Below are 23,379 nucleotides of genomic sequence, written 5' to 3' on the forward strand. Positions count from 1 at the left end.
TACCCGCTTGTCCGTGGAGTTGCGTGGAGTCCATTCAGTTCAATCCTGTGTGATGCCGTCCGTTGTCTGACGGTTGATCATGGCGCTGATGCGGGCTGCGATCTCGGCGTCGCGATCGGCTGTCGCGTGTTGGTAGATCAGCGCAGCGCGTGGTGAGGCGTGTCCCATGCGGGCCATCAGCTCCTTCGTGCTGGCGCCGGTCGACGCGGCAAGCGTGTTGCCGGTGTGGCGGAGGTCGTGGAACCGAAGGGCCGTGTCGATCGACGCGGCTTTGAGGGCGCGCCGCCAGACGGCCTGCACGGTCGCTACTCGGAATGGCTGGCCGGTGGCTCCGGGAAAGACGAGGGCGTCGGGGCCGGGGTCGCACCACGCGGCGAGATGGCTCTCGAGGTCGGCGATGACGGCGTCGGGGATGGCCACGGTCCGGCGGCCGGCGTCAGTTTTCGGCGGCCCGAGCACAAGGGTGCCGTCACTGAGTTGCTGGTATTGCTCGATGACACTGACTTTGCGGTTGGTGAGGTCGACGTGCCGGCGGCGAAGTGCTCGCAGCTCGCCAAGGCGAAGGCCACAGAACGTCGCGAGCAGAACCATGGCCCGGTAGCGGGGCTCGATCGCGTCGGCGATCGCGTAAACCTGCCCGATCGTGGCGGTCGGCCGTTCGACGGGGCGCTCGACGGCGGCGCCTTTGAGGGTGCACGGGTTCTTGGGAATCAGTGAGTCCTCGACAGCGGTCGCGCAGATCGCGTGGAGCAGGCGATAGCTCTTGGCGATCGTAGACGGACCTGGTCGGCCGGCCTTGATGAGGTCGGCGCGCCACGAACGGACCAGAGGTGTCGTGAGGCGGGCGAGTGACCTGTCGCCGAGCGCCGGAAGGATGTGGAGTCGGAGCAGACCGTCGTAGAGCTCGCCGGTACGTGGCCGCAGGTTCGGACGGTCGCTCAACCAGCGGCGGCTGTAGTCGGCGAGTGTGATCTCGCCGGCGGTGGGGTCATGCCACGTGCCGCGCTCGAGATCTGCGCGCGTGGCGGCCAGGAACGAATCGGCATCACCCTTGGTGCGGAAGGTCGTGGGTGCGGAGCGCCATGCGCCATCGACTCTGTACCTCGCTTGGTAGCGCCCCGACGGGAGCTTCCGAACGCTGCCCCACCGGCTGCGGCCCATGTCCCCACGCTAGTGCGGCCGTGCCATTTCGTTGTGGCACGAATGTGGCACGACGGGGTCCGGATCGAGGATCCCGGGACGTGCGATCCACCGAATCTGGCCGACTACCAGGTGGTTCGTAGAGAGCGGATGAGGGGAATCGAACCCCCGTTCTCAGCTTGGGAAGCTGATGTTCTACCATTGAACTACATCCGCGAAGGCGCCCCAGACTAGCGGAGCACCTGCCGGGTGCCATCCACCGAAAGATCGTGACGGATTCGCCCGCCCGACAGCGATGACATGATCGTGACCGTGTCCGGCGTCGACGACCAACCCGCTGGCGCGCAGTTGCTCGAACTGTTCGACACCGCCGTCGGCGACGTCTACGGATACCTCGTCAAGCGCTGCCGCAACCGCGTGGAGGCCGAGGACCTCACCGCCGAGGTGTTCATGGCCGGGGCCGAGGCGGTCCGCCGGACGCCGCCCCCCGACCTCACGGTCGCCTGGCTGATCGGTGTCGCCCGCCACAAGCTCGTCGACCACTGGCGCCGCCTCGAACGAGAGCAGCGTCGCCTCCACGCCGTCGCCGCCGAACCGGGGCCAGACACCGACGACCCCTGGGATGTCGCCCTCGACGTGTTGGTGGCCCGCGACGTGCTCGGGCGGTTGGGTGCCGACCACCGCAGCGTGCTGACGCTGCGCTACGTGGACGGGCTGGGCGTGGCCGACGTGGCCGCGGCGATCGACCGCACCCTGCACGCCACCGAGGCGTTGCTCACCCGAGCCAAGCGCGCCTTTCGCGAACTGTACGACGACGCCTGCGATCCGGGACGGAAGGAGGGACGATGAGCGACCTGAGCCGTGAAGATGACCCGTTCGGCGTCCTCCATGCACCGAACGAGTCGGCCACTCCCGACCCGGCGTTCGTCGCCCGCCTGCGCCGACGTCTCGTCGACGTGCTGGCGGTCGCCGCCGACGGCACGGCGCTGCCCACGATCGAGCTGGCGCCGGCTGCGTCTCACTCCCTGGTCGCGACCGGTTCCGACCGGTCGCCCGACGACACGAGGACGGCGATGACCGACACGACCACCCGAACGCGATCTGCGATCACGCCGTATCTCTGCGTCGCGGGGGCGGCGGCGGCGATCGACTGGTACACCTCGGTGTTCGGCGCCGTCGAGACCGTGCGCTACGACGGCGACGACGGCCGCGTCGGCCACGCCGAGCTCGACATCCACGGCGCCCACATGCATCTCGCCGACGAGTATCCGGAGTACGGCGTGCGCGGCCCGCGCAGCATCGGCGGGACCCCGGTGTCATTGTCACTGGAGGTGGACGACGCCGACGACGTGTACGCCCGGGCCGTCGCCGCCGGTGCCGAAGGCGAGCGCGCTCCCGTCGACGAGGCGTACGGCGCCCGCTCGGCGATCATCATCGATCCGTTCGGACACCGCTGGTTCCTCCAGACGATCATCGCTCAGCCGTCTGCCGAGGAGATCTCGGCCGCGATGCCGGGATTCACGGTCACCGAGAAGCCGGCCTCGCGCCGTGGTCGGGCTCCCGTGGAGCTCGGCTACTTCACCGTGTCGACGCCGGACACCGCCCGGGCGGCCGCCTTCTACGGCGCCCTGTTCGGTTGGGAGACCGAGGGAGGCGCCCTCGGCGACGGCTATCAGCACGTGGCCAACACGGCCCTGCCCCTCGGGCTCACGCCGGGGTCACCTGACGAGCCGGCCATCCTCTATTACCGGGTCGACGACATCGACGCCGTCGCTGCCCGCGTCGGCGAGCTCGGCGGACGGGTGGTCGAGCGCGCCATGTACGACTCGGGCCCGTGCATCGAATGCACCGACGACCAGGGCCGGACGTTCCATCTCTGGCAGCCCGCCCCCGGCTACTGACGCCTACTCGTCGGCGGGGTCGCCGGTGTCGTCCGGGGCCGGCTCGGCGAAGTTCTCGAAGTAGCGACTCGGGGTCGGCCCCCGCTGGCCCTGGTACTTCGAACCGGTCGCTCCCTTACCGTAGGGCCGGTCGGCAGGCGTGGTCATCTCCATGAAGCTGATCTGCCCGATCTTCATGCCCGGGTACAACGTGATCGGCAGGCTCGCCACGTTGGCCAGTTCGAGCGTCACGTGGCCGTCGAAACCGGCATCGATGAACCCGGCCGTGTTCGACACGAACACACCGCCCGATCCGGCCAGGAAGTTCTCGATCGCGCGACCGCCCGGACGTACCTCGAGGTCGTAGATCGGCTCGACGCGGTCGGTCACCGTCACCGACTCCACTCGATCCCAGGCCAGGTCACCGTTGGCGAGGGCGTGAAGGCGACCGACGCTGTCGGCGTCGGCACCGTGGCGGGCGTACGCATCGGCCAGGCGTCGGAGTGTCTCGAAGCGAACGGCATCCCGTCCGCGGCGGCGTTCGATGTTGTTCAGGTCGGTCGGGTTCCGATACCCAGCGGCCCTCGCCGCGGCCGCCTGGGAGAGGCCGGCCGCCGCCCGGGCCCGCAGCAGGAGCTTCTCGGGCAGTGGTGTCGTGGCCAGCTGCTTGTGTTCACGATGCGGTGCGTACACCTGCCAGAGCGTGAGGTGCCCGGTCGGCTTGGCGGAACACGATGCACGGAGGCCGAGACGGGCGAACAGGACCAGGAGGTCGGCGACGAGGCCTTCTGACGTCGTCCACACCGACGTCCGAACCTCGTCCACGCTGCCGTCGCCGTCGACCATGCCGTCGAGGAAGGAGCGCAGGATGTGGTCGGGCCAACCGAAGGCCGCCGGCGGCACGCGCTTCTGCGGCGCCCCGTCGCCGGTCCCGATCCACCCCAGCACGTCGCTCAGCAACCCGGAGCAACACGTGACAGCAACCGCGGACCGGTACACCGGCAACCCGAGCCCGGCCAACGTCGCCTCGAGCCGGTCGAGCCGGGTCTGGTCGGTGTTGGAGATGTTCACCTGATTGCGGCGCCGATGTCCCTCGGCGATGAACATCCCGAGGAGCCACGCGAGGTCCTCGTCGACGCTGATCTGCAGCGGCAATCGGTGGCGCTCACCCCGACGCGCGATCCGGTCGTCGGTTCCCAATGCATCGAGCAGGCCGGGAACCTGTGCCGCGACGGGGTAGGGAAGCCGGTGGCGGGACCGGTAGTAGCTGGCTGCCTCGTACCCGGCCTCGTGGAGGAGTGCAGCGATCAACGTGGGGTGCTCGGCGTGCGCTGCCGCGACGGCTGGTCCGTCGAGCATCATGTGCTGGAGCTCGGCTTCGGGCACCGCGGCGACGACGTCGATCACGGCCGCGGCAAGCGGTGGCTCCGGGATCCGCCGCGGGATGGCGACGAGGGTGCCCGGCTCGAGTTCGGCCGTTCGCACTCGCACGATCTCGCCGTGGGCATCGAGCGTGAACAGGGTGTGGGCGGCGGTCACCCGGACCGAGCGCCCCGACGCCAGGCGCACCTCGAAGATCCGGTCGGCGGGGCCCTCGTACCAGTTCGTCACCTCGTGATACGACACCTCGAGCGTTGCCGGGTCGAACCCGACGATCGAGCAGGGTCGCGGTTCCTTGACGATCGCACCGATCGTGCGCATGACCAGACCGCTCTCGTCGAGGACGAGCACCGCTTCCGAGGCGGGGAGGCTGCTGTGGATCAGCAGGCCCAGGCGCCCCAACGAACTCTTGCCCTCCACCCGGCCGACGAGGTGGTCGGGCACGGCGACGCGCTCGAGCGTGGAGCCGAGCACGAACTCGCCGGGGTGGAGCATGAAGACGTCGTCGTCGTCGATCTCGACGAGCTCGGTGAGGCCCCGGGTGTCCTGCTTGACGTCGATCACCCCGGACGTGTGGTTGCGGAACACGCGAAAGAAGTGGTCGAGGCGCACGTCGATCGAGCTCGGCTGGACGAGGTCGGGATCGAACGGCTCGACCACGATCTGGCCGTTGGCGATCGCCTCACGCAGGCTCCGGTCCGAGAGAATCATCGCCTGGACGTTAGCGAGAGGTCGTCACGGTGGCGGCGACGGGTCGATCGCCGGCCGTTGGTGCACATCGTCCATGTGGTACTCGACGAATAGGCTCGACCCTCGAATGGGTTCCGTGCCGACACACGGACCCTCTCGGCAAGCGCCGGCCGAGAGTGCGTCCTGATGGCGTCGCGCCCTCGCGCGCAGCGGTCGCCCGACCGGTTCGCCGACTACCGACCCGAGACGCAGCGGCGCATCGCCGCCGCCCGGCCGGCGATCAGGTTGGCGTGGATCGCCGGTTCGTTGTTCGCCGAGCGCGGGTTCGGTGCCACGTCGATCCGTGACATCGCCGCTGCTGCCGGCGTGGCTCCCTCGTCCGTCTACAGCCACTATCCGTCCAAAGACGCCCTGCTCGTCGCCTATCTCAACGAGAGCCACGAGGCGGCGGCGTCGCTGTTGCGTACGCAGATGCTGGAGAACGCGACCCGGCCTCCGGCCGACCAGGTTGCGGCCCTCGTCGCCTTCGCCACCCAACGATTCCTCACCAATCCCGGAAGCTCGGTCCTCAGCCGAGCCGAGTTGCGCCGGGCGAGTCCCGAGTCGACGGCGATCGCCCGCAGGATGCGAGCTGACTCAGCCGAATTCCTCGCTGGTGTCATCCGCCGCGGGCACGCCTCGCGTGAGCTCCACGCACCCGAACCGCCCGACCGGCTCGCCATCACACTGCTCAGTACGGCGCGCCAGGCCGCGCCGTGGCTGCAGCGCTGGCCGCTTGCTCCGGTCGACGTGATCGCCGACGCGCTCGGCGAGTTCTCCAGGCGCATCGTGGTCTCGTCGACGCGCGTCGACGCGGCTCCGCTGCCGCGCTTGTCGGGCCGCCCCGGCACCTCGACGCGCGAGCGGATCCTGCGGGCGGCCACGGACCACTTCGCCAACAGCGGGTACACGAGTGGGTCGCTTCGCGACATCGCCAACTCGGTCGGCATCCGCCCACCGTCGATCTACGAGCACTACGCGTCGAAGGATCATGTGCTCGCCGCCGTGGTCGAGCTGGTCGTCGGATGGCGCGTCGACGCCGCCGATCGAGCGACGTCGCGATCCGGCGACCACGACGTCGTCGACGTCGTGGTCGACCTCCTGCGCGACCTGGTCGGGATCTCCGTGGTCGCCCCCGAGCCGTCCATCGCCGTCGACGCCGAGTTCGATCACCTTCCCGCCAGCCTCGCCACGCCGCTCGCCAACCGGCATCGGTGGATGGTCGAGACCCTCGCCGGCCTGGTCCGGGAGGGACGCGCGGCCGGGCGTTTCCACTATGCCGAGCCGACCCCCGTGGTTGTTTTCGGGGTGCTGGCGATCGCCATGCAAGCGGCGTGGCTGGTGCTCGAGGATCCGCGCCTCGATCCGGCCGGCCTGGTGGCCGACAGCGTCAGCTACGCCCTGCGCGTCCTCGTCACGGACTGACCGAGCCGTTCACGCGGCCTGCGTGCGGGTTGGAGCGGGCGCAGCGAGCGTCCTGAGGTTCGATCGGTCAAGGTGAGGGAGGAGCTTGCTCCGACCGAGCCGTTCACGCGGCCTGCGTGGCCGGGGAACGCAGCAGCTCAGTCGCCGACGACGGGCGACGGCGCGAGCGGTGCGTCGAGCTGGGCCAGGTTGCGCTCGCCGGCCTCGATGGCGTCGAGCAAGTGGATGGCGATGTCGGCGACCTTGACGCCGCCCTCTTCGCCGTAGTCGGCCGCACCGGCGGCCTTGGCGCCGTCGTCGAGCATGATGTAGCAGAACGGGCAGGCCGTGGCGACGCGGCTGGCGCCGGTGGAAAGGGCTTCCTTCGCCCGCTCGTCGTTCACCTTGACGCCGACCGACTCCTCCATCCACATGCGGGCGCCACCGGCGCCGCAGCACATGCCCTTGGTGCCGTTGCGGCTCATCTCGACGACCTCGATGCCCTTGATCGACCCGACCACTTTGCGGGGCGCGAGGTACACGTCGTTGTGGCGACCGAGGTAGCAGGAGTCGTGGTACGTGATGCGCTCCTCGAGCGTCGCCTGGCTGACGTCGAGGCGGCCGTCGGCGATCAGCTGCTCGAGCAGCTGGGTGTGATGCACGACCTCGTAGTTGCCGCCGAGCTGCGGGTACTCGTTGAGGAGCGTGTTGAAGCAGTGCGGGCACTGCGTGATGATCTTGCGCACGCCCATGCCGTTGAGCATCTCGATGTTCGGCATGGCGAGCATCTGGAACAGGTACTCGTTGCCGGAGCGACGGGCCGAGTCGCCGGTGCACATCTCCGACGGGCCGAGGATCGACACGGCGATGCCGGCGCGGCGCAGCAGCTTGGCCATCGCCTGGGTGACGCGCTTGTTCTTGTCGTCGAAGCTGCCCGCGCAACCGACCCAGTAGAGGTACTCGGCCTCGAGCGGCTCGCCCGGGTCGACCACCTTGACGTCGTCGAGGTCCTTGGCCCAGTCGGCCCGTTCGGACTGGTTCATGCCCCACGGGTTGCCCTGGTTCTCCATGCCGCGGTACGCGGTGCCCAGCTCGGTGGGGAAGTTCGACTCCATCAGCGACAGGTAGCGCCGCATGTCGAGGATCTTGTCGAGGATCTCGATGTTGACGGGGCAGATCTCGTCGCACGCCTTGCAGCTCGTGCACGCCCAGATCTCCTCGGCGGTGATGCGTTCGAACAGCGAGTTGGCGCCGATCGTGACCTCTTGCTCGGCGATCTCCTTGACGACCCCGATCGGCGGCGACACGACGGGGTTGCCCGACGCCGCCATCACCTCGCCGGTCTTGAGGACGATCTCGCGGGGGTCGAGGGCCTTGCCGGTGGCGTGAGCGGGGCAGACGCTCGTGCAGCGGCCGCACATCGTGCAGGCGTCGGTGTCGAGCAGCTGCTTCCACGTGAAGTCCTCGACGACCGAGGCGCCGAACGTCTCGAGCTCGGTCTCGGCGAGGTTGGGCATCGGCTTCATCGCGCCCTTCGGGCGCGACTTGTCCTTGAGGTACATGTTCAGCGGGGAGGTGAACATGTGCCGCAGCATCGTCACGGGCAAGATGGCGAGGAAGGCGACGAAGGCGAGCACGTGGCCGATCCACATCCACTGGTGCCACGTCTCGAGGGTATTCAGTGACCAGCCGTCGACGAGCCGGCTGAGCGGCCACCCGATGAAGCTCCACTGCTCGTAGTCCATGTTCTCGCCCTCGGCCGTGCGGCGGGCGATGCGGAACATCTCGGCGCCGAAGCCGCTGAGCCCGATAGCGAGGAACACGCCGAGGATGAGGGCGTGCTCGGGCTTGGTCTTGATGCGGATGCGGTAGGGCTTGGTGACGTAGCGGCGGGCGATGGCGATGAGCAGGCCACCGACGAACGCCAGGCCGGCGAGATCGCCGACGAAGGCGTACGCCTGATACGTGCGGCCCTGGAGGAACTTCATGCTCTCGGGCAGCTGGTGATCGATCTCGAGGACCGTCGTCACGCCGAGCAGGACGAGGAAGCCGAAGTAGATCAGCGAGTGCATGATGCCGGCGGCGGGGTCGCGCAGCAGGGTGCGCATGTACACGCCGGCGCGGAAGTCGCCGAAGCGGCGCTTGGCGTTCTGCGGGGTGGTGCGGCGCGACGGCGCCGGCCGGCCGCGCTCCCAGTTCTTCATGCGGTCGGCGAACTGGAACGCACCCCAGGCGATGAAGACCGGGATGACGGTGTAGAACGCCAGTTTCAGCGGACCAGGGATACCGCCGAACACTTCGCGGTGGCGCTCGTTGGTGTTGTGCCAGTCGGTGATGAGGGGGACGATGCCTGACAGCAACGTGAAGACGGCCATGCCCACACCGAGGCCGATGGCCAGGTGATGGGGACGGAAGCCGGTCCGCTTCGTCTCGTCGGCCGCGGGCGTTTCGTGAGCGCTCATGACCCCCGGAACGCTAGTGGTTCGGGCTGTTCATGACGAAGAGCACCGCAACCGGGTGAACGTCCGCGAGGGCGCGGTTGCCGTCGACGCCCGCGTCAGCCGTAGTAGGCGCGGTCGAGCTCGCGGATGCGGCCGGCCAGCGAGGCGAGAAGCTTGTGCCCGATGGTGGGCACGTCGTCGATCACGGCGAGGAAGTGCCGCTGGGAGATGACGAAGATCGTCGCGTCCGTGTCGCACGTGACCGTGGCGGTGCGCGGGCCGTGATCGAGCAGCGACAGTTCGCCGACGATCGCGCCCGGACCGAGCGTGGCGACCTTGCGGCCGTTGCGCCGTACCGACACTGCGCCCTCGAGCACGACGAACGCCTCCCGGCCGGTCTGGCCCTGGTCGGCGAGCAGCGTGCCCGCGGTCATCTTGACTTCATCGCCGGAGCGAGCGATGCGGTCGAGTTCCTTGTTGGTGCACCCGTTGAACAGGGGCACGTTGCGAAGGTTGTCGACGTATGCCTTCTTGTTGGCCATCGCGACACTGTAGATGGTGCGAATCCCCTGGTACGGCGTCGTAGAACCCGGTTTTCGGGAGGGTCGCGGCGATGGGATCTGTCGAGGATGTCGAGGCGCCGGCTCGCGCCGTCGGCGGCTACGCCGTGCCGGCCTGTGCGGCGACCGCTGCGGCTGCCGCGGCGATCGCCTCCTGGTCGCCGAGATACTCGACGCTGGTGACGGCGAGGGCGTCGTCGAACTCGTAGCGGCGGGGCACGCCGGTGGGGATGTTGACCTCGGCGATCTCTTGGGAGGAGACGCCTTCGAGGTGCATGAGCAACGCCCGCAGCGAGTTCCCGTGGGCCGTCACGAGGACGTCGAGGCCGGCCAACAGTTGCGGTGCGATCGCCTCCTGCCAGTAGGGGAGCACGCGCGTGACGACGTCGGCGAGGCATTCGCTCGCCGGCAGCACCTCGGGTGCCAGCAGCCGGTAGCGCGGGTCGTTCGCCGGGTGTTCCGGGCTCGACCGGTCGACCGGCGGCGGCGGCACGTCGTAGCTCCGGCGCCACAGCTTGGTCTGTTCGGCCCCGTGTTGTTCGGTGGTCTGCTTCTTGTCGAGTCCCTGGAGGGCGCCGTAGTGGCGTTCGTTGAGCCGCCAGTGCCGTTGCACCGGCAGCCACACCTGGCCCATCGCGGCGAGGGCGAGGTGCTGGGTCACCACGGCCCGGGTGAGCACCGAGGTGTGCGACGCGTCGAACCGCAGGCCGGCCTCGGCCATCACGGTGCCGGCCGCGGCTGCTTCGGCCTCGCCTTGCGCCGTCAGGGGCACGTCGTGCCAGCCGGTGAAGAGGTTCTCGAGGTTCCACGTGCTCTGGCCGTGGCGGAGGATGACGAGGGTGCCGGGCATCGCCGCCCAGGGTAGGCGCTCGGCCCGCGCCGAGACCATCGAGCCCCTGCGTGAGCCCGGTCGTAGTGTGGTCGCCATGAGTTTCACGAACCACGAGCGAGGAGACGACTGGGAGCTCGGCGACGCCATCTCGATCCCCGTCGATCTCGACGGCGACCCCGATCTCGTGCTCGACGAGGACAGCACGGACGACGATGCCGACGAGGCCGACGGCGCCTGACGGATTCCGATCGCGACCACTCGCCCCTTGCCGCTGTCGGCTGGCCAATGTCAGCGACGTCCTGCCGACCCCCACCGAACGTGCTCGCGTTCCACCGCGGCGGGTGACCGAGCGCCGAGCACGGCGAGTGTGTGGTGCACGTCCGCCACGAGTGCGCTGAGTCGATCGAACACCGCTTCTTCGCCGCCCCGCGCGAGGGCTTGCAGCACGGTTCGTCCGACCAACACGCCCTCGGCACCGAGCGCGAGGGCACGGATGACGTCGACCCCCGTCCGGATGGACCCGTCGACGAGCCGGGGACACGCGACGGTTCCGGGCGTCCGCCAGTGCCGGTCGAGGTCGTCGAGGGCGTCGATGGCGGCAATCAGCCCGTCGAGCACCCGCCCACCGTGGTTCGACACGATCACCCCGGCCGCTCCGGCGGCCACCGCGCGATCGGCGTCGAGCGGGTGCGTGATCCCCTTCACCAGCACGGGCACCTCGGCGGCCGCGATGAGCCGGGCGAGGTCGCCCCACCCGAACGCCGTGGCCATGGCCGGCGCCGGACCGTGGTGGGCGTAGCCGGCACCCGGCGGTAGCTCGATGGCCCGACCGATCGCCACGGTCTGGCCGGTGGGTGGGAGATCGACCGTCAGCACGACGGCACTCGCGCCGGCGGCGATCGCACGCGAGATGACCGCATCGGTCTCGCCGGCGTCTGCGAACGGGTAGACCTGGAACCACACCTCGAGCCCGGCGACGTCGCAGATCGTCTCGACCGGCGTCGTGCTGCTCAGCGACAGCACCATCGGGACGCCGACCCGGGCGGCGGCGCGCGCCACGGCAAGTTCGCCGTCGGGGTGCGCCAGCCGCTGGGCCGCCATCGGCGCGATCGCCAGCGGTGCGGCGACCGGGCGGCCGAGGAGGTGCGCGGCGGTCGACACGACCGGCGCCGCGGCGAGTTCGAGCACGCGCGGCACGACCCGCAACGCGTCGAGCGCACGCCGGTTGTGCCGATCGGTCTCGCCGTTCGCCGTGCCCTCGGTCAGGTATCTGCGGACGTGGTCGTCCAGGTGGCCGAATGGGTCGTCGGTGAGCGTCGTCCGGGGAACGACGCTCCGCCGTCGACGGGACAGCGCTCGAGGGCGAACGCTCGGCGGGGTCAGCCTGTTAGCCACGGCGCGATCGTAGGTCGTGGCGGCGGTATTGTGTGACAAGTTGACAAAATGCGACCGGCGTCGATGGTGACCCAGGGGCATGGACGAGAGGACCTCATGACGACGATCACGCTGCTCGACCACGGCACCATCGACGACGGCGACTCGGCGTTCCCGCAGGCGGTCGAACTCGCCGACGGCACCCTGCTGTGCTCGTTCAGCGATGCCGGCGGCCAGCTGGCCACCGGGGGCACCGGCCTCTCCCGGTCGGCCGACGGGCGGACATGGACGTCCGCCGGCACCCTGCTCGCAGCGACGACCGATCCGGCCAGCACCAACTACCTCAAGGTGTCGCGTGCAGTGGGCACGGGCACCGTCTTCGCCTACGGGGCCCGGTCGACGCAGCCCGACGACGTGCGCTTCGGTGATCGCATGTCCGAGGCCATCGTCTGCCGCTCCGACGATTCGGCGGTGACGTGGGGCGAACCTCTGGTCGTGCCGTTCCCCACCGCCGCGCTGGAGATCTCGCACGGTGTACTCGCCCTGCGTTCGGGGCGCCTGCTCGCTCCGGCCGCCACGATCGAGCCGGGGCGACTCGGCGCTGAGGTGCTGGTGGCGATCTCCGACGACGACGGCCTCACCTGGCCGCGGGTGACCGTCGCGATGCGTGACCCCCGCAACGAGTGCGGCTTTCTCGAACAGAAGCTCGCCGAGCTTCCCGATGGCCGCATCCTCGCCACGGCGTGGACGGTCACACTGAGCGACGTCGCCGACCGGCCCAACTCGTTCTCGATCTCCGAGGACGGAGGGGTCACCTGGAGCGAACCACGCTCGATGGGGATCGAGGGTCAGACGCTCTCGGCGCTACCGGTGGGCGGCGATCGATTCGCCGTGCTGTACAACCGGCGCTACGGCGACCAGGGGATCGTCGCCGCGGCGGCGCGCTTCGACGGATCGGTGTGGTCCGTCGAGGACGAGACGCTCGTGTACGACGCCCGCAGGCGGCGCGAAGGGCGTGAGCACGACGACGGCGTCGACGAGATGCTCGATTTCCAGTTCGGGTTTCCCACGGCCCTGTCCAGGCCCGACGGGTCGGTGCTCGCGACGTTCTGGTCGGTCGAGGACGGATCCTGCGGTGTGCGCTGGGCGTCGCTGCGGATCGATTGGTGAGGGCGATCCACCTCCCTGGTCGCGCCGTCGTGCGCTCAGCGCTCGAGCGTGAGCCCCGCTGCTTCGAGATGGGCGACGAGCTCGTCCAGCGGTTCGTCGCTGTCGGCGACGCCGGGCGCTGCGCACACGATGCGGTCGACGCCGAGCTCGCGCCACGCCGTGAGCTCTTCGACCCGTGTGCCCACGCTGGCGACGTCCACGTTCATCACCGATGGGACATCGACCTGGTCCATCATGCGCTGGCTGCCGGTGGTGGTGAGGTCGCGGTAGGGCCAGCACGGGTTGATCCCCACCGCCACCCGGATCGTCGCCGGATCACGCCCGATCTCGTCGCAGCGGGCGAAGAGACACTCGCGGTGTTCGAAGAGTTCGTCGGGCATCACGTCGACGTTCACCTCGTCGGCGTACCGTGCGGCCAGCCGGAAGGTGACCTCCTTGCCGTGGCCACCGATCAACAGCGGGATCCGCTCTCGGCCGTTGGTGGCGGGGGCGTTCGTCGCGTCGCGCACCGACACGAACTCGCCCTCGAACGAGACCGACTCGGCGTCGCGTCGTGTGAGGCGCGAGATCACCTCGAGGTGCTCGCCGAGCATTCGCAGGCGGTCTCGTGTCGGGGGGAAATCGACGCCGACCCACTCGGCCTCGTTCTGCTTGAAGCCAGCACCGAGACCGAGCAACAGGCGCCCATCGCTCACCACGTCGAGCGTGGCGGCCATCTTCGCCGTCATCGTCGGGTGGCGGAACGTCGAGTTCACCACCACGAAGCCGAGTTCGACGCGCGGGACGATGGCCGCCAGGCCGACCATCGCGGTCACGCCGTCGAATGCGATCGCACGCGGGTTCCACTTCGACACCACGTGCTCACCCAACCAGATCGAGCCGAAGCCGAGGTTCTCGGCGGCGGCGGCGATCTCGACCATGCGGTCCCAAGCCCGGCGCGGCTCCCACGCGTTGAACTCGTCGAAGTATCCCTGGGGGATCAGCAGTCCCAGCTCCATGGCGGTGCTCCTCTTCTGATGGGGGGTCTGATGGGGGGTCTGATGGGCGGTGCGACGGGCGGCCTGATGGGCGGTGCGACGGCCGCGCGGCGACCGGCTGCCACCGGGACTCGGCATGCCAGAGCGGTTGTACGATCATCCGTCGATCCACTCACGTCGCGGTCCCGGTGTCGGACCCGGTGGCGAGAGGACTCGACGCCCACCCACGAGTCACACCATGGAGCAGACGATGGCAGCTGATCGGCGGCCGGTGATGGGTTTCCCGACGCTCGATCGGCCGTCGACGGGAGATGCCGTCGCCCACGAGCTCACACGTCAGATCCTCGACGGCTCGATCCCAGCCGGCACGCGGTTGCGTGAGGTCGAGCTCGCCGAGGGGTTCGGGGTCAGCCGTCAGTCGCTGCGGGCAGGGTTGGCGCAACTGGTTCACGAGGGCCTGCTGCGGCGTGAGCCGCACAAGGGCGTGTGGGTCCCTCGACTCACAGCCGACGAGCTCGACGACGTGTACCGGGTCCGGGCGATGTTCGAGGCCGAGGCGGCCCGCTTCGTCGCCGAGCACCCGCACGCGCTGGCCCCGGTCGAGGCTGCGTTCGAGCGGATGTGCGCCCTGACCGACGACGCCGACTGGGGCACGACGATGGCGGCTCATCTCGAGTTCCACCTGGCGCTGGTCGATGCCGCCGGCAGCGCGCGGCTCTCGCGGGCGTACCGCCAGATCTGGTCGGAGGCGTGGCTGGGTCTCGTCGCGTCGCGCGAACGCGCGGCCGAGGGCACCCCCCGCGGTCAGGTGGAGTCGCACGCCGCCCTCCTCGCCGTCTTCCGCAGCGGCGACGCGGACAAGAGCGCGCAGGCTGTCCGCGAGCACATGCAGCCCGGCTTGCGCGCGGCGCTCGAGGACGAGCACGAGCGGCACGCGGCGGGCGACGAGGCCGCCGGTCATTCGACGACGAGCTCGTCGGCGTAGGCGAACACGGCCGGCAGGCCACCGGTGTGCCAGAACACCACGGTGTCGTCGGGACCCAACCGACCGCTGCGGATGTCGGCGACGAGCGCGGCCGCGGCCTTGGCGCTGTACACGGGGTCGAGCACGATCGCCTCGGTCCTGGCGAACAGCCGCATCGCCTCCATGGCTTCCTCGGTGATCGCGCCGTAGCGCTCACCTACGAAGTCGGTCGAGGTGTCCACGTCGATGGGCACGATCCGGTCGCTCACTCCGAGCAGCCGAGCCGCCTCGGTGGCCAGCCTGGCCACCTCCTCCTCGATCGTCCGGTCGGGAAAGATCGCTCGCTCGTTGGGCGAGATCGCACGGAGCGTGGCCGCTGAGCCTCCGGAGCGCAGCCCGAGCAACAGCCCGGCGTGCGTCGTGTCGAGCGACGACACGTAGACATGGGTGACGTCGACACCGGCAGCGGCTGTCTGGTCCAACAGCTCGAGAGCGCCGCTGGCGTACGCCGCGGCGTGCAATGGCTTGTCGCGGTCGCTCGCCTGGGGCGCGCGGTACACCACTCGGCCTCGCCGTTCGAGCTCAGCGGCGAGCTCGACGAGGCGGCTCGTCTGGCCGGTCCGGTCGTCGCCGATCATCTCGACGACGGCGCCGTAGAGGCGGTCGAGCAGCAGTGAACCCTGGAGCACGTCGTCCGACGGGCGGATGCGCCGCAGGACGAGGTGGCACTCCAACCCGAGCCGGGCGCAGGCCGCAGCCAGCTGACGCGAGTAGTTCGACTGCGCCGCCGAACCGCCGACCACCGTGTCGGCGCCGTCGGCGATGGCCTTGCCCAGTACGTACTCGAGCATCCGCGTCTTGTTCCCGCCGAGCGGGCCACCTGCCAGGTCGTCGCGCTTGATGTAGACATCCGGACCGCCCAGGTGGGCCGACAGCCGGGAGAGGTGCTCGCACGGAGTGACGGTGACGCCGAGATCGACACGCGGCAACCGTGCCAGGGCGGTCCGCATCCGATCGCCAGGCCGGGCGTTGCCGACCGTCATCGCCGCTCACGTTGCACGAGGGCGATGAGCGCCACGGCGAGTACGGAGAACAGCGTGAGGAGCGTCGACACGACGGCGATCACCGGGCTCGCCTCGGTGCGGAGGAAGTCCCAGAGGAGCCGGGGCAAGGTGACGGCTCGCGTGCCACTCACGAACAGGGCGATGAGGAGCTCGTCGAACGACGTCAGGAACGCGAACAGCGCGCCGGCAAGGATGCCTGGCCGCACGAGCGGGATCGTGACCGACCAGAGCGTGCGGGCCCGGCTGGCGCCCAGGCTCATCGCGGCCCATTCGAGGCGAACGTCGAAGTTCTTGAGCGTCGCCGCCACGATCAAGGTGACGTAGGGGATCGCCAGCACGGAGTGGCCGAACACGATGCCGGCCGGTGAGCCGAGCAGCCCGAGCGGTACGTAGAACAAGAAGATGCCGACGGCGAGCACGATCACCGGCAACACGAGCGGGAGCAGCAGCAACGTCTGGATCAGGTTCTTGCCCCAGAACGACGCCCGGGCGACGGGGATCGCGGCGAGTCCTCCGAGGACCGTGGACAGCACGCTGGTCGCGACGGCGATCCGCACGCTGAGCCATGTGGCCGACAGCCAGCGGCTCCCCGACGGGTCACCGATGCCGAGAAACTCCTCGTACCACTGCAGCGAGAAGCCCTTCGGCGGGAAGCCGACGCGGCGCACCGAGTTGAACGAGATCGGAATCGTGACCAGCAATGGGAACACGAGGTAGAACGCCACGAGCGCGGCGACGAGCGCGAGCGCCGCGTGCCGACCGGGCGTCCACCCGACGCGGCGGCGTCGCGGTGGCGAGACGGTGGCGGTCATGTGCCGCCGCCGTAGAGCCGGTCGAGGCCGTAGCGCCGCTGGTACACGTAGACGATCACCCCGGTGACGCAGAGCAACGTGACCGACAAGGCGCCCCCGAGGCCCCAGTCGAGTGTCCGCTGCATCTGTAACTGGATCAGCCCGGCGATGGTGAACTCGTCGACGCCGCCGAGCACGACAGGCGTCACGAAGAACCCGAGAGCGAGGATGAATGTGAGGATCACCGCCGTGACGAGGCCGGGTTTGGTGAGGGGGAAGTACACGTGCCGGAACGCCCGCCACGGCGTCGCTCCGAGGCTCTTGGCGGCATCGGTGAGACTGCCGTCGATGCCTCGCATCACCGCCACGCACGGCAGGATGACGAACGGCAACAGCGCGTGCACCATGCCGGTGACAGCGGTGAACGCGTTGAACATGAGCGACAGCGGTTCGTCGATGATCCCCATCCACATCAGGGTCTCGTTGACGAATCCCTCGCGACCGAGCAGGACCTGGAACGCGTAGGTGCGCGCGAGCAGGCTGGTCCACAGCGGCACCAGTACGGCGAGCAAGGTGATGCCGGCGACGACCGGTCGGGCCCGAGCGATGAAGTAGGCGACCGGATAACCGAGCAGCACGGCCACGGCGGTCACCACGACAGCGAGGCGCAACGTCTGGAAGAGCACCTTGCGGTACACCGGGTTGGTGAACACCTCCCTGTAGTTGTCGAGCGTGAAGTGCGGGTCGAAGACGCTCTCTTTGGCCACCATGAACAGCGGGACGAAGAAGAAGAGCGTCTGGAACAAGAGCGCGGGGAGCAGCAGCAGCCGCGAGTCCCGGCGCCAGGCGGGCGCCCCCCGGCGCTCGCCGGGTACCACCGCGGACGTCGGTCGAGAGGTCTCGCCGGGTCCGTGGCCGTCTTCGAGGGCGGCGAGGGTGGTCACGGCGCCGGTGCCGTCGCGAGCTGCCCCGCCGGGAAGATCCGCAGATCCTCGGTCGCCCACGACAGGGCGATGGCGTCGCCCTGTCTGAAGCGAGCGTGTCCGGGAGTGTTCTGCACCCGCAGGATCACGACGTCACCGCTCGCGGTGCGGGTGGCGTAGCGGCTCATCTGGCCGGCGTAGGTGACCTCGTGGCAGGTGACGGTCAGCGCGTTGGGCCGGCTCCCGGCGCGTCCGTCGCTGTATGGGTCGGCGTCGGTGGCCGTGACGATCTTCTCGGGGCGGATCGTCGCCACCACGTCGTCACCAGCGGCCAGCTCGTCGCTCGCGTGCCCGGTGAGTCGCACGCCGCCACGGGTGACGATCGTCGTCGATCGATCGGGCGTCGACGCCGGCGTCACCACCGTGGCCGGCAGGACATTGGACTCGCCCACGAACGTGGCGACGAATGCCGTCGCCGGACGGTTGTACAGCTCGTCGGGAGCCGCGAACTGCTCGATCCGGCCGGAGTTCATCACGGCGATGCGGTCCGACATCACCAGCGCTTCCTCCTGATCGTGAGTGACGTAGATGACCGTGATGCCGAGTGAGTCGTGCAGCTGCTTGATCTCGAACTGCATCTGCTCGCGGAGCTGCCGGTCGAGTGCCCCGAGCGGTTCGTCCATCAGGGCCAGTCCCGGCTCGAACACGACGGCTCTGGCGAGGGCCACACGCTGTTGCTGGCCGCCGCTGAGCTGGCGCGGGTAACGGTCACCGAGCGTGCCGAGCTGGACGAGACCGAGTGCCGCGTCGACCCGGCGCTTGATCTCGCTCCTGGCCACCCCGCGCATCTTCAGCGGAAAGGCGACGTTCTCGGCCACACGCATGTGGGGGAACAAGGCGTAGTGCTGGAACACCACGCCGATGTCCCGCTGATTCGGTGGCAGCCGGGAGATCGCACGGTCGCCGACGGTGATCTCGCCCGACGTCACCTCCTGGAACCCGGCGAGCATCATGAGCGTGGTCGTCTTGCCTGAACCGCTCGGGCCGAGCAGGGTGACGAACTCCCCGGCCGCGACGTCGAGATCGATGCCGTCGACCGCGACGACGTCGGCGTAGGACTTGTACAGACGATCGAGCCGGACCGGTGCCCCCCGCCTCGGCGCGAGGGCAGGGGATGGCACCGGTGGCGAGCTCGAGGCCGACGAGTCGGCGGACCCGGACGGCGAGACCTGGTCGGCGTGGCCGGTGGTGTCGCGATCAGGCGTCAACTCGTCGAGGGGCATCGATCAGCCGAGGATCCATTCGGCGAAGCGCTGCTCCGCGTCGGCCTGGTTGGCCGCCCACCAGTCGTTGCCCGCCGGGGTGAGCAGCGCGTAGTTCTCGGGTGCCGTGCTGAGCAGCGGCTGGATGGCCGGATCGACCATCTCCATGCCGAGCTTGTTGGTGAAGCCGATGTTGGTCGCCTCGGCGAGCACCGTGTGGAACTCGGGCGTGTTGAAGGCCAGTGCCATGGCGTGCTGGGCCTGCAGTGTGTTGGGCGACCCCTTGATGATCACGAAGTCGGCCTCCTCGGCGGTGCCCTGATCGAATCGGAAGTCGATCGGCTCCCCCTGGGACTTCAGCGTGACGCAGCGGCTCGTGTAGAAGTTGAACAGGTCGGCCTCTCCTCCGAGTGCGAGGTCCTGCATCGGCTGGCCGCCGTCGACCCATTTGACGACGGTGTCGCGCACACGTTCCAGCGACTCGAAGGCGGCGTCGAGGTCGAGTGGGTAGAGGTCGGCGGGGGCGATGCCGGCCGCCAGTGCCGCGCCGGGCAGGGTCTGAAGGGCTCCGCTCCGGAAGGCACGACGTCCAGGGAACGCCTCCGGGTCGAAGAACTCGGCCCAGGTCGCCGGGCCTTCGCCCGGTCCGTAGGCCTGCTCGGTGTTCCAGGCGATGTGATGGGCGCCGACTCCGGCGAGGACCGAGAACTCCTTGGCCGCTCCGTCGATCAGTTGCGACGGGTCGACGATGCTGTAGTCGATCGGCTCGAGCCAGCCCTCCTGCGCAGCCCTCGCCGCGAAGAACGCGTCGGCATCGATGATGTCCCAGTCGATCTGGTTCGTGCGGATCTGCGCCTCGACGAGGGCATAGTCGAGCGTGCCGATCACGGTCACCTCGACGCCGTAGTCCTCGGCGAGCACGTCGAAGAGGTACTTCTTGCGCGCCTCGGCGACGGGCCCCTCGGAGTCGCCGGCGACGAACGTGAGCTTGCCGCCGATCTGCGTCGGGGCCGGCCCGCCGTAGCGGCCGGGTCCGGGTCCCGTCGAACCGGGCGGCACCGATCGGGGACTCGGCCCCGGGCGGCCGGCCGCGGCCAATCCCGAGCCCCGGCCGGCGAGCAGTGCAGCGGACGCGGCTGCTGCGCCGTAGCCGAGGAAACGCCGCCGTCCGAGCGGGCTGCCTCCGGATGCGCCCAGCGAATCGAATTTCCGTGAAGCCATGTGTCGCCCTTCCCCGTGGAGCACCGTGAGTCGGCGCTGCTCGGGTGACCCTAGGCACCGGCGGCAATTCTGTCAACATGTCTGACAATCTGCAACGCGCCGTTCACGTGCGCGCGGCGGCCGCGCGCCACCGTGGTCGAGGGCGCGGTCCGGGAAATCCGACTAATCTGATCTGAGTTTGCGGATCCCAGATAACGTCCCCCCGAATGACCCTCACCGTCCCGCCTCCATCGTCCGGTTCGGCACCGTTCGTGTCGCCGACGGCGCGGCTCGAGGACGAGGCGATCGGCATCTTCCGGGAGGTCGTCGCCGAATGCGAGCGGCCGGTGCTGCTCTTCTCCGGGGGCAAGGACTCCGTCGTCATGCTGCACCTCGCCCGGCGGGCGTTCGCCCCGGCCCGGCTGCCCTTTCCGGTGATGCACGTCGACACCGGGCACAACTTCGCCGAGGTCATCGAGTTCCGGGACCGCGCGGTCAAGGAGTTCGGCGTCGAGCTCGTCGTCGCGTCGGTGCAGGACTCGATCGATGCCGGCCGTGTCCGCGAAGACCTGTCCTTCGGGGCGTCACGCAACCCGTTGCAGACGGTCACGCTCCTCGACGCCATCACCGAGCACCGCTTCGATGCGGTCTTCGGCGGCGCCCGCCGTGACGAGGAACGGGCCCGGGCGAAGGAGCGGGTGGTGTCCCACCGCGACGAGTTCGGTCAGTGGGACCCCAAGAACCAGCGGCCCGAGCTGTGGAGCCTCTACAACACGCGCCACCACCGCGGTGAGCACGTGCGGGTCTTCCCGCTGTCGAACTGGACCGAGCTCGACATCTGGCGGTTCATCGAGGCCCGTGAGGTCGAGCTGCCGTCGCTCTACTTCGCCCACGAGCGACTCGTGTTCGAGCGCGACGGCATGCTGATGGCGGTCAACGAGTTCGTCTCGCGGCGTGAGAGCGAGGTGCCGTTCGAGGCGACCGTGCGGTTCCGCACCATCGGCGACGCCACGTGCACCGCGGCGGTCTCGTCGACGGCCGCCACCGTGGCCGACATCGTCGCCGAGACCAGCGTCGCCAGGCTCACGGAGCGGGGCGCCACGAGGGCAGACGACCGGATCTCCGAGGCCGGGATGGAAGACCGCAAGCGGCAGGGCTACTTCTGATGGCCGGTGCCGTCGAGCTCGATGTGGCCGCCCCGGCCCAGCGCACGGTCGCGCCCCTGCACTTCGCCACGGTGGGCAGCGTCGACGACGGCAAGTCCACGCTGATCGGCCGGCTGCTGCACGATTCGAAGTCGATCTTCGAGGATCAGCTCGAGCACATCGAGGCCGTCAGCAAGCGCCGCGGCAGCGACTATGTCGACCTCGCCCTGCTCACCGATGGCCTGCGCGCCGAGCGTGAGCAGGGGATCACGATCGACGTCGCGTATCGCTACTTCTCCACCCCGCACCGCGAGTTCGTCATCGCCGACTGCCCGGGGCACGTTCAGTACACGCGCAACATGATCACCGGCGTGTCCAACGCCGAGCTCGCCATCGTGCTCGTCGACGCCCGGTACGGCGTCGTCGAGCAGACCCGTCGCCACACGCTGCTGGCGTCGCTGCTCCGCGTGCCCGAACTGGTCGTGGCCATCAACAAGATGGACCTCGTCGAGTACTCCGAGGCGCGTTTCAACGAGATCCGCGACGAGTTCGAAGCGATGGCCGGCCTGCTCGACACGCCGCCCGGCCACCTCACGTTCGTCCCGATCTCGGCCCTCAGCGGCGACAACGTCGTCGAGCGCTCGACCGCGATGTCCTGGTACGAGGGGCCCACGCTGCTGCAACACCTCGAGACGGTCGACGTGGCGGCGCTCGCCGACCAGGCCGCGAACGTCGGCGTGCGGGTTCCGGTGCAGTACGTCATCCGCCCGCACCGGGCCGACTATCCGGACTATCGCGGCTACGCCGGCACCGTCGCCGCCGCCGAGTTGCGGGTCGGGGCCGAGGTGGCCGTGCTGCCGTCGGGGGTCACCACCCGGGTCGCCGGCATCGACACGGCCGACGGTCCCGTCGAGGTGGCCCAGCCGGGCCAGGCCGTGACCGTGCTGCTGGCCGACGACGTGGACGTGTCGCGCGGCGACACGATCGCCGCCGCCGACGATCAGCCGATCACCCAGCGTGACGTCGTGGCCACGTTGGCGTGGATGGACGCCTCGGCCGAGCTCGCCCTGCGCCGGCCATACACGCTGAAGCAGGCGACCCGCACCGTCCGGGCGATGGTGACCGACCTGCACTACCGCCTCGACGTCGAGCGCCTCGGCGAGCCGCAGAAGGCCGACACCCTGGCGGCCAACGACATCGGTCTCGCCAGCCTGCGCCTCACCGAGCCCGTCGTCGTCGACGACTACCGGCGCAACCGGGTCACGGGCAGCTTCGTCCTCATCGACGAGGTGACCAACCAGACGGTCGCCGCCGGCCTCGTCCGCCTCGATTGAGGCCGTTCGTGTCATGCCGAAGCGCCCGTTCGGGCCGGTGGGGCTGACGTGAGCGACGTCACCTGGCACGAGACGTCGGTGACGCGCGCGCAGCGCTGGGAACGCCACGGGCTGTCGGGTGCGACGGTGTGGTTCACGGGGCTGTCGGGGTCGGGGAAGTCGACGCTCGCCAACGCCGTCGCCGCCGCCCTCCTCGAGGCCGGACGTCCGGCCTACGTGCTCGATGGCGACAACGTGCGCCACGGCCTCAACGCCGGGCTCGGGTTCTCCGCCGCCGACCGCGCCGAGAACGTGCGGCGCGTCGGCGAGGTGGCCAAGCTGATGGCCGACGCCGGGCTGGTGGCCCTCGTGCCCGTGATCAGCCCCTACCGCGCCGACCGCGATCGGGTGCGCGCCGCCCACGCCACGGCGGATCTGCCGTTCGTCGAGGTCTTCGTCGACACGCCCCTGGCCCTGTGCGAGGAGCGCGACCCGAAGGGCCTCTACGCCAAGGCGCGCGCCGGCGAGCTCACCGGCATGACCGGCATCGACGATCCGTACGAGGCGCCCGACCGGCCCGAGGTCCACCTCGGACCGGGCGATCTGGACGCCCTCGTCGCCACCGTCCTCACGGCGCTTTCCTGACGCCTGACGCGGCTCGTGGGGATGTTTCGGGGGCTGGATCGTGACGGTTTTCGTCACGATCCCGCCCCCGATCACCGAATGGCACGATCGAGCCCCAGATTCTCGGCGTTGTCCAGCGTCCGCCCGGCCACTGATGTCGATCGCCTCACCTTCGGAGCAGCAGCCGTCACCGGTGAAGCGGACCG

Annotated in this window: 21 protein-coding genes, 1 tRNA gene and 1 pseudogene; 9 read left to right on the plus strand and 14 right to left on the minus strand. The window is 69.5% G+C overall.

Annotated features, from left to right (window positions below):
* Window positions 1–39 precede the first annotated feature (39 nt).
* Together DN771_RS01290 and DN771_RS01295 are read right to left on the minus strand one after the other, a co-directional pair.
* Window positions 40–1,161, minus strand: a complete 1,122-nt coding sequence (locus DN771_RS01290) for a tyrosine-type recombinase/integrase (RefSeq protein WP_116995508.1) — start codon at window positions 1,159–1,161, stop codon at window positions 40–42.
* Between the two features lie 124 nt (window positions 1,162–1,285).
* Window positions 1,286–1,356: transfer RNA gene (locus DN771_RS01295), tRNA-Gly, on the minus strand.
* A gap of 90 nt (window positions 1,357–1,446) precedes the next feature.
* Between DN771_RS01295 and DN771_RS01300 the strand changes: the two genes are divergently transcribed.
* Together DN771_RS01300 and DN771_RS01305 are read left to right on the plus strand one after the other, a co-directional pair.
* Window positions 1,447–1,989, plus strand: a complete 543-nt coding sequence (locus DN771_RS01300; protein ID WP_420810915.1) for an RNA polymerase sigma factor — start codon at window positions 1,447–1,449, stop codon at window positions 1,987–1,989.
* Complete coding sequence (locus tag DN771_RS01305) at window positions 1,986–3,041, plus strand: VOC family protein (RefSeq protein ID WP_116995510.1); 1,056 nt, start codon at window positions 1,986–1,988, stop codon at window positions 3,039–3,041. The genes DN771_RS01300 and DN771_RS01305 overlap by 4 nt, the downstream gene beginning before the upstream one ends.
* Before the next feature lie 3 nt (window positions 3,042–3,044).
* Here DN771_RS01305 and DN771_RS30275 read toward each other — a convergent pair whose 3' ends face one another.
* Together DN771_RS30275 and dcd are read right to left on the minus strand one after the other, a co-directional pair.
* Window positions 3,045–4,721, minus strand: a complete 1,677-nt coding sequence (locus tag DN771_RS30275) for a dCTP deaminase domain-containing protein (RefSeq protein WP_116995761.1) — start codon at window positions 4,719–4,721, stop codon at window positions 3,045–3,047.
* A 63-nt stretch (window positions 4,722–4,784) separates the two neighbouring features.
* Window positions 4,785–5,111, minus strand: a pseudogene (gene dcd / locus DN771_RS30795) (dCTP deaminase); the annotation flags it as partial.
* 165 nt (window positions 5,112–5,276) lie between these two features.
* On the opposite strand from dcd, the gene DN771_RS01320 reads away from it, so the two are divergent.
* Window positions 5,277–6,554 (plus strand): TetR/AcrR family transcriptional regulator, encoded by a 1,278-nt coding sequence (locus DN771_RS01320; RefSeq protein ID WP_116995511.1) that lies wholly within the window; start codon window positions 5,277–5,279, stop codon window positions 6,552–6,554.
* Between the two features lie 137 nt (window positions 6,555–6,691).
* On the opposite strand, the gene DN771_RS01325 is transcribed toward DN771_RS01320, so the two are convergent.
* The 3 genes from DN771_RS01325 to gpmA all read right to left on the minus strand — a co-directional run bounded on the left by DN771_RS01325 (window position 6,692) and on the right by gpmA (window position 10,384).
* Window positions 6,692–8,995 (minus strand): heterodisulfide reductase-related iron-sulfur binding cluster, encoded by a 2,304-nt coding sequence (locus DN771_RS01325; RefSeq protein ID WP_116995512.1) that lies wholly within the window; start codon window positions 8,993–8,995, stop codon window positions 6,692–6,694.
* Between the two features lie 95 nt (window positions 8,996–9,090).
* A complete protein-coding gene (locus tag DN771_RS01330; protein ID WP_116995513.1) occupies window positions 9,091–9,516 on the minus strand; it encodes a Crp/Fnr family transcriptional regulator in 426 nt (141 codons plus the stop codon).
* Between the two features lie 118 nt (window positions 9,517–9,634).
* Entirely contained in the window at window positions 9,635–10,384 is a 750-nt protein-coding gene (gpmA, locus tag DN771_RS01335; RefSeq protein WP_116995762.1) for a 2,3-diphosphoglycerate-dependent phosphoglycerate mutase, read from the minus strand.
* A gap of 76 nt (window positions 10,385–10,460) precedes the next feature.
* Between gpmA and DN771_RS29115 the strand changes: the two genes are divergently transcribed.
* Complete coding sequence (locus DN771_RS29115) at window positions 10,461–10,604, plus strand: hypothetical protein (RefSeq protein ID WP_162941413.1); 144 nt, start codon at window positions 10,461–10,463, stop codon at window positions 10,602–10,604.
* 50 nt (window positions 10,605–10,654) lie between these two features.
* Here the strand turns inward: DN771_RS29115 and DN771_RS01340 are convergent, their stop codons facing one another.
* Window positions 10,655–11,761, minus strand: a complete 1,107-nt coding sequence (locus DN771_RS01340) for an alpha-hydroxy acid oxidase (protein WP_162941414.1) — start codon at window positions 11,759–11,761, stop codon at window positions 10,655–10,657.
* 96 nt (window positions 11,762–11,857) lie between these two features.
* On the opposite strand from DN771_RS01340, the gene DN771_RS01345 reads away from it, so the two are divergent.
* Window positions 11,858–12,910, plus strand: a complete 1,053-nt coding sequence (locus tag DN771_RS01345) for a sialidase family protein (RefSeq protein ID WP_162941415.1) — start codon at window positions 11,858–11,860, stop codon at window positions 12,908–12,910.
* Between the two features lie 35 nt (window positions 12,911–12,945).
* On the opposite strand, the gene DN771_RS01350 is transcribed toward DN771_RS01345, so the two are convergent.
* Window positions 12,946–13,908 carry an LLM class flavin-dependent oxidoreductase gene (locus DN771_RS01350; RefSeq protein WP_162941416.1) on the minus strand — a complete coding sequence of 321 codons (963 nt, stop codon included), beginning with the start codon at window positions 13,906–13,908 and terminating at the stop codon, window positions 12,946–12,948.
* Between the two features lie 229 nt (window positions 13,909–14,137).
* On the opposite strand from DN771_RS01350, the gene DN771_RS01355 reads away from it, so the two are divergent.
* Window positions 14,138–14,872 carry a GntR family transcriptional regulator gene (locus DN771_RS01355; RefSeq protein ID WP_162941417.1) on the plus strand — a complete coding sequence of 245 codons (735 nt, stop codon included), beginning with the start codon at window positions 14,138–14,140 and terminating at the stop codon, window positions 14,870–14,872.
* Here DN771_RS01355 and DN771_RS01360 read toward each other — a convergent pair.
* Genes DN771_RS01360 through DN771_RS01380 form a run of 5 tightly spaced genes read right to left on the minus strand, consistent with a single transcriptional unit; the run spans window position 14,845 to window position 20,112 of the window.
* On the minus strand, window positions 14,845–15,894 hold the full coding sequence (locus DN771_RS01360) for a pyridoxal-phosphate dependent enzyme (RefSeq protein ID WP_116995518.1): 1,050 nt from the start codon (window positions 15,892–15,894) through the stop codon (window positions 14,845–14,847). The two genes, DN771_RS01355 and DN771_RS01360, sit on opposite strands and share 28 nt — an antisense overlap.
* Window positions 15,891–16,727 (minus strand): ABC transporter permease, encoded by an 837-nt coding sequence (locus DN771_RS01365; RefSeq protein WP_116995519.1) that lies wholly within the window; start codon window positions 16,725–16,727, stop codon window positions 15,891–15,893. The genes DN771_RS01360 and DN771_RS01365 overlap by 4 nt, the downstream gene beginning before the upstream one ends.
* Entirely contained in the window at window positions 16,724–17,650 is a 927-nt protein-coding gene (locus DN771_RS01370; protein WP_162941418.1) for an ABC transporter permease, read from the minus strand. Before DN771_RS01370 ends, DN771_RS01365 begins: the two co-directional genes overlap by 4 nt.
* Window positions 17,647–18,912 (minus strand): ABC transporter ATP-binding protein, encoded by a 1,266-nt coding sequence (locus tag DN771_RS01375; protein WP_116995521.1) that lies wholly within the window; start codon window positions 18,910–18,912, stop codon window positions 17,647–17,649. The genes DN771_RS01370 and DN771_RS01375 overlap by 4 nt, the downstream gene beginning before the upstream one ends.
* Window positions 18,913–18,915: 3 nt before the next feature.
* Complete coding sequence (locus tag DN771_RS01380; protein WP_116995522.1) at window positions 18,916–20,112, minus strand: extracellular solute-binding protein; 1,197 nt, start codon at window positions 20,110–20,112, stop codon at window positions 18,916–18,918.
* Window positions 20,113–20,318: 206 nt separating this feature from the next.
* Here DN771_RS01380 and cysD point away from each other — a divergent pair, with 206 nt between their 5' ends.
* The 3 genes from cysD to cysC are packed head-to-tail and all read left to right on the plus strand — an operon-like array spanning window position 20,319 to window position 23,194.
* Window positions 20,319–21,257 carry a sulfate adenylyltransferase subunit CysD gene (gene cysD, locus DN771_RS01385; protein WP_116995523.1) on the plus strand — a complete coding sequence of 313 codons (939 nt, stop codon included), beginning with the start codon at window positions 20,319–20,321 and terminating at the stop codon, window positions 21,255–21,257.
* Entirely contained in the window at window positions 21,257–22,570 is a 1,314-nt protein-coding gene (locus tag DN771_RS01390) for a sulfate adenylyltransferase subunit 1 (RefSeq protein ID WP_116995524.1), read from the plus strand. Before cysD ends, DN771_RS01390 begins: the two co-directional genes overlap by 1 nt.
* A gap of 48 nt (window positions 22,571–22,618) precedes the next feature.
* On the plus strand, window positions 22,619–23,194 hold the full coding sequence (cysC, locus tag DN771_RS01395; RefSeq protein WP_116995525.1) for an adenylyl-sulfate kinase: 576 nt from the start codon (window positions 22,619–22,621) through the stop codon (window positions 23,192–23,194).
* The last annotated feature ends 185 nt before the right edge of the window (window positions 23,195–23,379 follow it).

This window comes from Desertimonas flava, from assembly GCF_003426815.1.
Lineage (GTDB): Bacteria > Actinomycetota > Acidimicrobiia > Acidimicrobiales > Ilumatobacteraceae > Desertimonas > Desertimonas flava.

Coding starts and splice junctions, on each gene's coding strand:
- DN771_RS30275 (WP_116995761.1), bottom strand. CDS start 4,721: ATGCGCACGATCGGTGCGATCGTCAAGGAACCGCGACCCTGCTCGATC.
- DN771_RS01305 (WP_116995510.1), top strand. CDS start 1,986: ATGAGCGACCTGAGCCGTGAAGATGACCCGTTCGGCGTCCTCCATGCA.
- DN771_RS01365 (WP_116995519.1), bottom strand. CDS start 16,727: ATGACCGCCACCGTCTCGCCACCGCGACGCCGCCGCGTCGGGTGGACG.
- DN771_RS01390 (WP_116995524.1), top strand. CDS start 21,257: ATGGCCGGTGCCGTCGAGCTCGATGTGGCCGCCCCGGCCCAGCGCACG.
- DN771_RS29115 (WP_162941413.1), top strand. CDS start 10,461: ATGAGTTTCACGAACCACGAGCGAGGAGACGACTGGGAGCTCGGCGAC.
- DN771_RS01345 (WP_162941415.1), top strand. CDS start 11,858: ATGACGACGATCACGCTGCTCGACCACGGCACCATCGACGACGGCGAC.
- gpmA (WP_116995762.1), bottom strand. CDS start 10,384: ATGCCCGGCACCCTCGTCATCCTCCGCCACGGCCAGAGCACGTGGAAC.
- DN771_RS01350 (WP_162941416.1), bottom strand. CDS start 13,908: ATGGAGCTGGGACTGCTGATCCCCCAGGGATACTTCGACGAGTTCAAC.
- DN771_RS01375 (WP_116995521.1), bottom strand. CDS start 18,912: ATGCCCCTCGACGAGTTGACGCCTGATCGCGACACCACCGGCCACGCC.
- DN771_RS01355 (WP_162941417.1), top strand. CDS start 14,138: ATGGCAGCTGATCGGCGGCCGGTGATGGGTTTCCCGACGCTCGATCGG.
- DN771_RS01325 (WP_116995512.1), bottom strand. CDS start 8,995: ATGAGCGCTCACGAAACGCCCGCGGCCGACGAGACGAAGCGGACCGGC.
- DN771_RS01380 (WP_116995522.1), bottom strand. CDS start 20,112: ATGGCTTCACGGAAATTCGATTCGCTGGGCGCATCCGGAGGCAGCCCG.
- DN771_RS01290 (WP_116995508.1), bottom strand. CDS start 1,161: ATGGGCCGCAGCCGGTGGGGCAGCGTTCGGAAGCTCCCGTCGGGGCGC.
- DN771_RS01330 (WP_116995513.1), bottom strand. CDS start 9,516: ATGGCCAACAAGAAGGCATACGTCGACAACCTTCGCAACGTGCCCCTG.
- DN771_RS01360 (WP_116995518.1), bottom strand. CDS start 15,894: ATGACGGTCGGCAACGCCCGGCCTGGCGATCGGATGCGGACCGCCCTG.
- DN771_RS01320 (WP_116995511.1), top strand. CDS start 5,277: ATGGCGTCGCGCCCTCGCGCGCAGCGGTCGCCCGACCGGTTCGCCGAC.
- cysD (WP_116995523.1), top strand. CDS start 20,319: ATGACCCTCACCGTCCCGCCTCCATCGTCCGGTTCGGCACCGTTCGTG.